The following is a 10,421-nucleotide window of genomic DNA, read 5'->3' as shown; positions in this document are numbered from 1 at the left end:
GCCGCCCGCCCCCCCCGGCTCGCTCACGCCCGCCCCCGCTCACCCACCCACGAAGGCAGCCCCGTCAGGGAAGGGCTCGCCGCCTTCAGATTGCGCAGTACCGGGCTCGTCTCCAGCGTGTGGACGGCGGTCAGCGCGCCGAGGCGATGCGTGAGGTAGCGGTGGAGGTCGGCCGGGTCGCGGCACAGGGCCTGGGCTACCAGGTTCGTGGGGCCGGTGGTCGCGGCGACGAAGGCCAGCTCGTCGTGGGTGGAGAGGGCCGTGGCGACCCGGTCGAGGTCCGCCGGTCGTACCGACATCCACAGCAGCGCCCGGGTGTTGACCCCGAACAGCCCGGCGTCGACCTCGACGTCGAAGAACAGCGCACCGCCCGCCCGCAGATCGGCCAGCCGCCGCGCCACGGTCGCCGGCGACCACCTGGTCACCCGCGCCAGCTCACCCTGACCGGCCCGCCCGTCCCGCTCCAGCGCCGTCAGCAACTCCGCGTCCCGTGGCGCCGGTTGACGCGGCACCCCGGTATATGCGGAGTCGGCAGCATCCCGCAGGACACCCACCTGCTCCGCGTCGAGCGCGTCCGCGCTGCGCCGCCAGTTCGTCGGGCCGCCCAGGTACATGTGCAGCAGACAGTGCGCGGACACCGCGGTGATGCCGCCGGTGCGCGGAATGTCGTGCAGGAGAAGGGAGTTGGTGCCCGAGCCGTCGGTGGGCGCGTGGATGACCGCCACGATCTCGGTGCCGCCGGAGGCGAGTTTCACCCAGGAGGTGTCCGGCCGCCGTACCAGAGCACGGGCGAGGTCCTGCGCGGAGCGCGCGGTGGCGGTGAGCCGGACCAGCCACTGGGTACGGCCCGCCTGGTGCGGGTCCGTGAGGCCCACGACGCGCAGGGACGCCTCGGTGCGCAGCCGGGCGTAGCGGCGGGCGACGGTCTGGGCCGAGACGCCGAGGACCGCGGCGATCCTGCTGAAGGGCGCCCGGCCGTCGATGTGCAGGGCGTGGATCAGGCCGCGGTCCAGGTCGTCCAGCATGCCCTCGGTCACGTACTCCGGAGGCCGGTCAGAGGTCGAACTCGTGCGGCGGCAGGTCGAGCGTGAAGCAGGCCTCGCGGACCACGGCCTGCTCGGTCTTGTCGAAGTCGCCGTCCGCGCCGCCGATCACGATGCCGATCTGGATCACGGCACGCGCCTCGGCGGGCTTCTTCTTCGCCTTGGCGATCTCCTGCAACACGCTGACCTTGCCGAAGGCGAAGTCAGCCGTCAGCTTGTTCAGGTTCTCGTCGAAACGGCGCTGGAGGTCCATCGCGTCGAAGTTCTGCAGCACCTCGTTGCTCGCGATGAGCTGGGCGACGCGCTGCCGCTCCGACGGGTCGACCGTGCCGTCGGCGGCGGCCACGAGCGCGCACATCGCCATGCTCGCGTCGCGGAACGCCCCGCTCTTCAGGTCGTTCTTCTTCGCCACGAGCTGGGTCTGCATCGTTGACGCGGACTCCTTGAAGCGGTCCCACAGGGCCATGCGAACTCCATGCGTAGTAGTCGTGCGTTCTCGTGCGTAGTGGTGCGTATACAAAATCGTGGCTGCAGCACCGTGGAAACTCCCCGGACCGAGGAGAAGTTCCGGCCGCCTAGACTGGTGCGGTTCGTAAGAAAGGAACGGCCGGGGACGGGAGGCGAGGACGGTGCAGAGAGCCGGCAACGGCTTCGACGACCCGTCCGCCGACGTGCTCGCGGACGCCGCCGCGGCCTTCGGACTGCTGGCCTCGCCCGCGCGGCTGCACATCGTGTGGGCGCTGGCCCAGGGCGAGAGCGATGTCACCGGGCTCGCGGAGCGGGTCGGCGGCGCGCTGCCCGCGGTCAGCCAGCACCTCACCAAACTGAAGCTCGCGGGCCTGGTCCGGTCCCGCCGCGAGGGCCGCCGCCAGGTGTACTTCGTCGACGACCCGGACGTGGTCGACGTGGTCCGGCTCGCGGTCGCCCGCCTCGCGGACCGCGCCGACCGGACCGAACTGCCCGCCCCCCGACTCCGTGGCCTCTGACACCGCCGCCCACCGGCACACCCCGCTCCAGGTGCTCCGGCACCTGGACACCGGCCCGCGCGGACTGACCGACCCGGAGGCCGCGGCCCGGCTCGCGGCCACCGGCGAGAACACCGTTCCCCAGCGCCGTACGACGTCCTGGCACCGCCTGTTCCTGCGCAGCCTGGGCGACCCCTTCACCGCCGTGCTGCTCTGCCTCGGCCTGGTCTCGGCGCTCGTCGCCTCCTGGGGCACCGCCGCGGTGATCCTCGCCCTGGTCGCGGTGAGCTGCGTGCTGCGCGCCAGCGGGGAGCACCGCGCGGACCGCTCCCTGCACGACCTGCGCGAGCTGGTCGGCTCGACCGCGTGCGTACTGCGCCGCACGGACGCTCGGGCGCCGGTACGCGCCCGCGAGATACCGGTCGCCGAGCTGGTGCCGGGTGATGTGGTCCGGCTCGGGCCCGGCGACCTCGTCCCCGCGGATCTACGACTGCTGCGCGCGACCGGGCTGACCGTGCACCAGGCCGCGCTCACCGGCGAGTCCGCGTCGGTCGCCAAGGCCGCCGTAGAGCTGCCCGGTGCGGGGGACGAGGGTCCGTTCGCGCAGCCGCACCTGTGTTTCCAGGGCAGTGGTGTCGTCTCGGGCAGCGCGACGGCGGTCGTGCTGGAGACGGGCGCGCGGACCCGGTTCGCCGCCGCGCAGGGCGGGCCGGTGCGGCGGGAGGCGAGCGCGTTCGACCGTTCCGTGCACGGCATCTCCTGGGTGCTGATCCGGTTCATGCTGCTGACGCCCCCGCTGGTCCTCATGGCCAACGCGGCCCTGCGCGGCCGGGGCCTGGAGACACTCCCGTTCGCCGTCGCGGTGGCCGTAGGGCTGACGCCCGAGATGCTCCCGGTGATCGTGACGACCTGCCTCGCGCGCGGGGCCGCGCTGCTCGCCCGTACCCACGGCGTCGTCGTCAGACGGCTCCCCGCGCTGCACGACCTGGGCGCCGTCGACGTCCTCTGCCTCGACAAGACCGGCACCCTCACCCAGGACCGCCCGGTCGTCGAACGCGCCCTCGGCCCGGACGGCCTCGACGATCCCGACGTCCTGCACCTGGCCGCCGTAGCCGCGTGGTGGACCCTCCAACTCGCCGAGGCGCCCACGCCGGACGCCCTCGACGAGGCGCTGCTGGAGGCGGCGGGAGCGGTGGGGGAGGAGTACGACGGGGTCGGTGCCGTGCCCTTCGATCCGGTACGGCGGCTCGCCACGGCGGTGGTCCGGGGCGAGGCCCTCGGCACGCACAGCCTGATCGTCAAGGGCGCGGTGGAGGACGTACTGGAGCGGTGTGCTCTGGAGCCCGCCGAGCACGAACGCCTGCTGTCCCTGGCCGCGCGGGAGGCGGAGGCCGGGCTGCGCCTCCTGGCGGTCGCCACCGCCGAACTCCCGGCCCGCACGCGCGCGTACACCCCCGCCGACGAAAGGGGCCTGACCTTCCGGGGCCTGGTCACCTTCCACGACGCCCTGAACCCCGACGCTCCGGAGGCGTTGCGCGCGCTGGCCGATCTGGGCATCAGCGTGCGGATCCTCACGGGCGACCATCCGGCCACGGCGGGGCGGGTGTGCCGGGAACTGGGGCTGGACCCGGGGGAGACGCGGGTCGCCGCCCGCTGCACTCCCGAGGACAAGGCCCGCATCGTCGCCGACCTCCGCGCGGCCGGGCACACCGTCGGCTTCCTCGGGGACGGCCTCAACGACGTGCCCGCGCTGCGCGCGGCGGACGTCGGTATCGCGCCCCGGGCCGCCGTCGACGTGGCCAGGGAGGCCGCCGATGTCGTGCTCGCGGGGAAGGATCTCGCGGCGATCCGGCACGCGGTCACGGTCGGGCGGCACAGCAGCGCGAACATCGCCTCGTATCTGCGGATCACGCTCTCCTCGAACCTCGGCAACGTCCTCGCGATGCTCGCCGCGGGCCTGCTGCTGCCCTTCCTGCCGATGCTCCCGGCCCAGGTCCTCGCCCAGAACCTCTGCTTCGACGCGGCCCAACTGGCCTTCGCCTACGACCGTCCCGGCGCCGCCGCGCTGCGCCGCCCGACCGTGCTGAAGCCGCGGGCGTTCCTGAGGTTCATCACCGGGTTCGGGGTGCTGAACGCGGTCGCCGACCTCGCGACCTTCGCGGTGCTCGCGCTCGCGCTGCGCGGCCCGGACGCGGTGGACGACGAGGTGCTGTTCCACTCGGCCTGGTTCACCGAGAACCTGCTCACCCAGGCCGTGGTGATGCTGCTCCTGCGGACCGGCGGCGGTGCGCCGGGCCCGGTCGGGCGGGCCGCGGCCGTACTCGCCGCCGTGGGGCTGCTGCTGCCGGTGAGCCCGCTGGGCGCGGCGCTGGGCATGACGGGGCTCGCGCTCCCTTATTACCTCTTGCTGGCTGTCGTGCTGGGCCTTTATGCCCTGGCCCTGAGGGGACTGCGGTCCACCCGAGGGTTGTACAGTTGCGCAACATAGCAACTGTTATCGGGGAAGAGAGGGCGAGCCCATGCTCCGCAACGGACTGGAACCTTGGCACCTGCTGGTCGTGGCGATCGTCGTCATCCTGCTGTTCGGCTCGAAGAAGCTCCCCGAGGCCGCGCGCGGCCTGGGCAAGTCGATGCGCATCCTCAAGAGCGAGGCGAAGGCGATGAAGGAGGAGAGCAACGTGGCGGAGTCGGTGCCGGTGCAGCCGACGACCGTGCACACGGTGACCGAGTCCCCGGTCGCCCCCTCCGCGGAGCCGCCCGCGACCGCCCACTGACCCACCGACGCGTCGAGCCCCGGCTGTCGCCGGGGCCGATGCGACGGGTCAGGCCTGCTGCTGGAGTTCCGACTTCGAGGCCGTCTTCGCCTCACGCTTACGACGCTTGCGTTCCGACCGCGGCTCCTGGTCCGGCAGCCAGCCGAACGTCATGCAGCTGCCCACGATGCCCAGCAGCAGCCCGACGAAGAAGCCGCCGAGGTTCGAGGTGAGCCAGCTGCCCAGGGTGCACAGGATCCCGACGATCGAGTAGAACAGCCGTTGGCCCGGGCTGAAGAGGATCAGCAGTCCGCACAGCAGCATCACCACGGGGAGCAGGTAGCCGGTCACGCCCTGCATCCCGAAGTGCATCGCGACCTTCAGCGACACCTTCTCCGTGAGCAGGATCTCCGCCCCGCCCAGGGCGAGCAACAGCCCGCCCCAGAACGGACGGCGGGCCCGCCAGTCCCGGAAGGCGGGCCGCTTCCCCTGCGGTGGCAGGTTCTCCGACATCAGCAACCCGAGTCGCTGAAGCTGAGCTTGAGGCCCGGCAGCTTGAACACACCCGCCGTGGTGGCGTAGTTGGTCTGCCTCAGGTTGTCGATGTGCACGGTGTCGGACTGCTGGCTGAAGACGCCCTTGGGGCCCTGGACGCCCGCCTTGGTGAGCGTGCTGGCGTCGTTGCCGATCTCGATGTTGCCGAAGGACGCGTCACCCGACAGCTCGGTCGAGTCGGTCGTCAGGTTGGTCGCCGTCACCTTCGTCGAGCCGCTGCCCGCCTTGATCAGCAGGTTGATCCCGCCGAGGTCGACGCTCTGGCAGAGGCTGTCGAGCGTGGCGCTCTTGATGGCGGAGGTCATGATCAGCACCTGGCCGCCCGTGTCGCCCTCGTTCGGGCTGTTCGGGATCATGTTGTCGAGGCCGCCGAACTGCTCGAAGCCGGTGCCGTCCAGCGACTTCGCGGTGACCGTGAACGGCATGCCGGAGATGGAGAACTGCACCCCCAGGGCGCCCTGCGCGGTGAGTACCGCGAGGGCCGCGGCGGCCAGCGTGGCCGGCACCGCCATGATCGCGGCACGGCGCAGGCGGACCTGACCGCGTCTTTCGGGACCCTCGGCGGTCTCGGGTGTGGAACCGCTTTCCGGCTGCTCGGGGGTGTTTCCGTTGGACGAGTTGGCGTCCGAGGGTGAAGCCATGTCTGCTCCCATGTGCTGCTCTGGTTCAACGCGAGTCGGTATCCAAATGGCGCGTTGTCCTGGCGCGGACAGCGAGTGCGGCGTACCCCTCCCCACAACTCCCGGCGGGTGCAAGGGCTTTCAGGTTACGCAGCAGTAGCCGTCGAGGAAGTTACCGGGGGTTACATTCGAGGGTCAAGGGAGTTGTGAAAAAAGAGTGTTGATGATGGGTCACCTGTAGGGCAAGCCTTTCCGGCACTCCCGCCGAGTCGCGACTTGTACATCAACTTGCCCTGGATGCCTTGACGTTGACAGACACTCAGGTCTACAACTCTCCCTTGTTTGCCGGATCCGTGGCGCCGGATCCGGCACGCGGCACGAGCCGCGTTCCCGGACTTCCCTTTCCGCAGGGGCACTTCACCGCCCCCAGAGTCCGAACCCGCGGCCGGCACGGCCGCTTCCCCCCTGGTCCGTGCCGTCCGCCCCACCGCCCGGCCCGGCCGGAGACCCCCAACCCCCGCGGGCCTCCGGCCGGTCACCGGCCGACTGCCGCCGCCGGCCCGTCACGTACGGAGAAGGCGTCACGGGCCGGCGGCGGCGAACTCGCGCGCCTCAACCCCCAGTTCCCCACCCCCCAAGAACCCCCCGGTTCGACCCTCCACTTCGAAGAAGAGGTACACCCGCATGCGCACTCGCACCGTCCTCACCCTCGTCGGCTCCGTCGCCGCGCTCACCCTCCCCTTCATCGCCCCGGCGTCGGCGGCCGACACCGTGCTCACCACCGGCAGCCTCGGCGGTACGGCTGTCGCCGTCGGCGATGTGCTGACCGCGCCCCTGGCCACCGGCACCAGCGCCACCCTGTACTCCAGCGCGACCGGCACCAGCGGCATCAAGTGCACCTCGTCGCAGTTCACGGCGACCGTCACCGACAACCCGACCGCGCCGGGCACCGCCACCGAGTCCGTCTCCGGGCAGACCTTCGACAGCAGCAGCTGCACGAGCAACGTCCTCGGCGTCCTCGGTGTCTCCAGCATCACGGTCGACAACCTGCCGTACACCACCGCGGCCGTCTCGGACGGCACCCTGACCGTCACCCCGGCCAGCGGCTCCACCATCCAGACCACGGTCAAGCTGACCACCCTGCTGGGCAGCATCACCTGCGTCTACCAGGCGCCCAGCCTGAGCGGCACGTCCGCCAACAGCGACACCAGCATCAACTTCACCAACCAGGCCTTCACCAAGACCTCGGGCTCGTCCCTGTGCTTCAGCGCCGGCTACTTCACCGCGAAGTACGCCCCGGTCACCGACGGCGGCGCTGCGGTCTACACCAACTAAGGAGTACAGGCCAAGAAGCAAGTAGGGCCTGTGCGCGTCGAGTCGGAGTTCAGCGTCGACGCAGTCGCAGGGCCAGGGCGGCGCCCCCGGTGAGCACCAGCACCGCGGCGGCGCCGCCCGCCATCATGGGCGCCGAAGGGCCGCTCGAAGCGGCGTCGGTGTCGGACGCCACCGGACTGCTGCCGGGCGCGGTGCTCTCCTCGGCCGGGGACGCCTTCTGTGCCGTAGCCGATTCCCTGGCCTTCGCCGAAGGGCTCGCGGCCGTAGGCGACTTGGCGGCCGAGGCGGACGGACTCGCCGTCTTGTTCTTCGTGCCGGCAGTCCCTGTCGTGGACGTCGACGCAGCGGTGCCGCCCCCGGGGAACACCACGTCCGAGCACGAGTAGTACGTGTCCTCGGTGCTGCTGTTCTGCCAGATGGTGTAGATCAGTTGGCGCCCGGTCCGGCCCGTCGGCAGCGTCGCCTTGATGCGGTACGCGCCGCCGGTCAGCGGCGGGTCCTTCACCTCGGCGAAGGGCTGCGTCGGCAGCTCGGACCAGGTGAGCGGCTTCGACGGGTCGTAACCGGCCTTCGTCAGATACAACTTGAACGTGCCGGTGTGCGCGATCGTCGACGCGTACGTCATCGTCAGCTTCGCCCCCGGCGTCAGCCGCGTCGACGGAAAGTCGCTGCGGGCGAGGTCGAGCCCCTTGTAGTCGGACAGTCCACCGCTGCACAGCTTCCCGTCGGGGATCAGCTGCCGGTCCTGCCCGTTGATGTTCGGGACGCGGATGTTGTCCCAGAACGTGAAGGGCTGTCCGTTCGCCGCCACGGCCGCCTTGCAGGCCGCCGTCCCGGACGCGCTGCCGCCCTGCGGCGAGCAGGCGTACACCCGGCTGACCGGATAGGTGGGCGCCCCGTGCGCCTGCGCCGGACCCGCCGCCCAGACGGTGAGCAGCAGCGGCGCCATGGCGGCGGCCGCCATGGCAGTGCGATGTGCGGTCATCCGGGACATCCGGAACGTCTCCTCGGCCGGGGCGGGAACGGTCTGTTCGTGCAATACGGGAACCAGGCCCGGCGCGTTCAGTCGTCCCTCCCGCCGTGAACCAGGGTGTATCCGGTCAACCGACGGACACCGAAGGGTGGTTTCCAGCCGGATCGAGGGTTTTCCCCGTATCCGCATGACCTGATCTTTGCCTATCGTTTGGCCACAGCTGACCCACAGGCAACCCCTGACGAGGCGGCCGCCCGCGCCCGGCGCTCTCTGGATCGACCCCCCGCCGCTTCGACGACGAAGCGAATCGACCGCCGCTCCGCGCTGCTTGGAGTACGGCCACGAAAGGCAAGCCCTTGCGCACTCCCACGGCATTCCCCACCGGACGGACCCTGATATCCGTCGCCGCGGTCTCCGCGGCCCTTCTCGCCACGGCCGCCACCTCGGCCGCCGTCGCCCAGGTACCCCCCACCCAGGCTGCCGCACCGGCCCTCTCCGGACAGACCGAGGCCGCCCCCGGCACCCTCGCGGAACGTCTCATCGTCGGCTACAAGTCCGGTGCCGCAGAGGCGAGTTCGAACCGGGCCGCCGCGGCCGACGCCACCGCCAAGGGCGAGGAGACCGGCGAGGACGTCGACTTCCAGCGCCGCCTCGGCACCGGCGCCGCCCTCGTCGGCCTCGGCGACGCGAAGAGCACCACCGAAGTCGCCGACGTCATCGCCGAGTTCAGGGCCGACCCGCAGGTCGCCTACGTCGTACCGGACCGGCTGAACACCCCGCAGGCCGACCCGAACGACACCGAGTACGGCAAGCAGTGGGACCTCTTCGAGTCCACGGCCGGCATGAACGTCCCTGCCGCCTGGTCGACTTCGACCGGCAGCGGTGTCACCGTCGCTGTCATCGACACCGGCTACGTCACGCACTCCGACCTCGCCGCGAACGTCGTCGCCGGCTACGACTTCATCACCGACACCGCCGTCTCGGTCGACGGCGACGGCCGCGACAGCAACCCGGCCGACCCCGGCGACTACTACGCGGCCAACGAGTGCGGTACGGGCATCGGGGCGAGCAACTCCTCCTGGCACGGCACCCATGTGGCCGGCACCATCGCCGCGGTCACCAACAACAGCAAGGGCATCGCGGGCATCGCCTACGGCGCGAAGATCTCCCCGCTGCGCGTCCTCGGCAAGTGCGGCGGCTACGACTCCGACATCATCGACGCCATCACCTGGGCGTCCGGCGGCACCGTCTCCGGCGTCCCCGCCAACGGCAACGTCGCCAAGGTCATCAACATGAGCCTGGGCGGCGACGGCGCCTGCACCTCGGCCACCCAGAGCGCGATCACCGCTGCCGTGAACCGCGGCACCACGGTCGTCGTGGCCGCCGGAAACGACAACGACAACGTCGCGAACCACTCCCCGGGCAACTGCGCCGACGTGATCTCGGTCGCCGCCACCAACCGCGCGGGCGCCAAGGCGAGCTACTCCAACTACGGCTCCGGCGTGGACATTTCGGCTCCCGGCGGCCAGACCAGCACCGGCACCGCCAACGGCATCTACTCGACGCTGAACTCCGGCACCAAGACGCCGTCCACCGAGTCGTACGCCTACTACCAGGGCACCAGCATGGCCACCCCGCACATCGCGGGCCTGGTCGCGCTCATGAAGTCGGCGAACTCCTCGCTCACCCCGGCCCAGATAGAGTCCGCCATCAAGACCAACGCCCGTGCCCTGCCGGGCAGTTGCTCCGGCGGCTGCGGCGCGGGACTCGCGGACGCGGCCAAGACCGTCCAGGCCGTGAGCAGCAGCAGTGGCGGCGGTACGACGACGGGGACGACCTTCTCCAGCACCACCGCCGTGGCAGTCCCCGACGCGGGCTCGGCCGTCGAGTCGCCGATCGCCGTCAGCGGCCGTAGCGGCAACGCGCCCGCCACCCTCCAGGTCGGCGTCGACATCACCCACACCTACCGCGGCGACCTCGTCGTCGACCTGGTCGCGCCCGACGGTTCGACGTACCGGCTGAAGGCCGCGAGCACCTCGGACTCCGCCGACGACGTCAAGGCGACCTATACGGTGGACGCCTCCAGCGAGACCGCGAACGGCACCTGGAAACTGCGCGTCCAGGATACCGCCGCGCAGGACACCGGAACCCTCAACAGCTGGAAGCTCACCTTCTGA

Annotated in this window: 10 protein-coding genes; 5 read left to right on the top strand and 5 right to left on the bottom strand. The window is 71.1% G+C overall.

Annotated elements, in window-relative coordinates; translation table 11 throughout:
• Positions 1–23 precede the first annotated feature (23 nt).
• Both OO70_RS46765 and OO70_RS46760 read right to left on the bottom strand, forming a co-directional pair.
• Positions 24–1,025: an Lrp/AsnC family transcriptional regulator gene (locus OO70_RS46765; RefSeq protein ID WP_043686559.1), complete on the bottom strand. Its 1,002-nt coding sequence runs from the start codon at positions 1,023–1,025 to the stop codon at positions 24–26.
• 28 nt (positions 1,026–1,053) lie between these two features.
• Positions 1,054–1,509, bottom strand: a complete 456-nt coding sequence (locus OO70_RS46760) for a tellurite resistance TerB family protein (RefSeq protein WP_043686538.1) — start codon at positions 1,507–1,509, stop codon at positions 1,054–1,056.
• A 163-nt stretch (positions 1,510–1,672) separates the two neighbouring features.
• Here OO70_RS46760 and OO70_RS46755 point away from each other — a divergent pair, with 163 nt between their 5' ends.
• The 3 genes from OO70_RS46755 to tatA are packed head-to-tail and all read left to right on the top strand — an operon-like array spanning position 1,673 to position 4,782.
• Positions 1,673–2,029 (top strand): ArsR/SmtB family transcription factor, encoded by a 357-nt coding sequence (locus OO70_RS46755; RefSeq protein ID WP_043686535.1) that lies wholly within the window; start codon positions 1,673–1,675, stop codon positions 2,027–2,029.
• Positions 2,019–4,496: an HAD-IC family P-type ATPase gene (locus OO70_RS46750; protein WP_043686533.1), complete on the top strand. Its 2,478-nt coding sequence runs from the start codon at positions 2,019–2,021 to the stop codon at positions 4,494–4,496. Before OO70_RS46755 ends, OO70_RS46750 begins: the two co-directional genes overlap by 11 nt.
• A 31-nt stretch (positions 4,497–4,527) precedes the next feature.
• The gene (gene tatA / locus OO70_RS46745) at positions 4,528–4,782 is read left to right on the top strand and encodes a Sec-independent protein translocase subunit TatA (protein ID WP_043686530.1); all 255 of its coding nucleotides are present in this window, start codon (positions 4,528–4,530) and stop codon (positions 4,780–4,782) included.
• Positions 4,783–4,830: 48 nt separating this feature from the next.
• Here the strand turns inward: tatA and OO70_RS46740 are convergent, their stop codons facing one another.
• Both OO70_RS46740 and OO70_RS46735 read right to left on the bottom strand, forming a co-directional pair.
• The gene (locus tag OO70_RS46740) at positions 4,831–5,274 is read right to left on the bottom strand and encodes a DUF6114 domain-containing protein (protein ID WP_043686527.1); all 444 of its coding nucleotides are present in this window, start codon (positions 5,272–5,274) and stop codon (positions 4,831–4,833) included.
• A complete protein-coding gene (locus OO70_RS46735; protein WP_043686524.1) occupies positions 5,274–5,957 on the bottom strand; it encodes a DUF6230 family protein in 684 nt (227 codons plus the stop codon). The genes OO70_RS46740 and OO70_RS46735 overlap by 1 nt, the downstream gene beginning before the upstream one ends.
• Positions 5,958–6,620: 663 nt before the next feature.
• On the opposite strand from OO70_RS46735, the gene OO70_RS46730 reads away from it, so the two are divergent.
• Entirely contained in the window at positions 6,621–7,271 is a 651-nt protein-coding gene (locus OO70_RS46730) for a hypothetical protein (RefSeq protein ID WP_043686522.1), read from the top strand.
• Between the two features lie 49 nt (positions 7,272–7,320).
• Here OO70_RS46730 and OO70_RS46725 read toward each other — a convergent pair whose 3' ends face one another.
• Positions 7,321–8,265, bottom strand: a complete 945-nt coding sequence (locus tag OO70_RS46725) for a lytic polysaccharide monooxygenase auxiliary activity family 9 protein (protein ID WP_051742309.1) — start codon at positions 8,263–8,265, stop codon at positions 7,321–7,323.
• 335 nt (positions 8,266–8,600) lie between these two features.
• On the opposite strand from OO70_RS46725, the gene OO70_RS46720 reads away from it, so the two are divergent.
• Positions 8,601–10,421, top strand: coding sequence for a S8 family peptidase (locus tag OO70_RS46720; protein ID WP_043686519.1), 1,821 nt, complete (start codon positions 8,601–8,603; stop codon positions 10,419–10,421).

It is taken from the genome of Streptomyces xylophagus (assembly GCF_000716435.1).
Classification (GTDB): domain Bacteria; phylum Actinomycetota; class Actinomycetes; order Streptomycetales; family Streptomycetaceae; genus Streptomyces; species Streptomyces xylophagus.
Note: the sequence above shows the minus strand (reverse complement) of the source record. Positions and strands in the feature narration are given on the sequence as shown.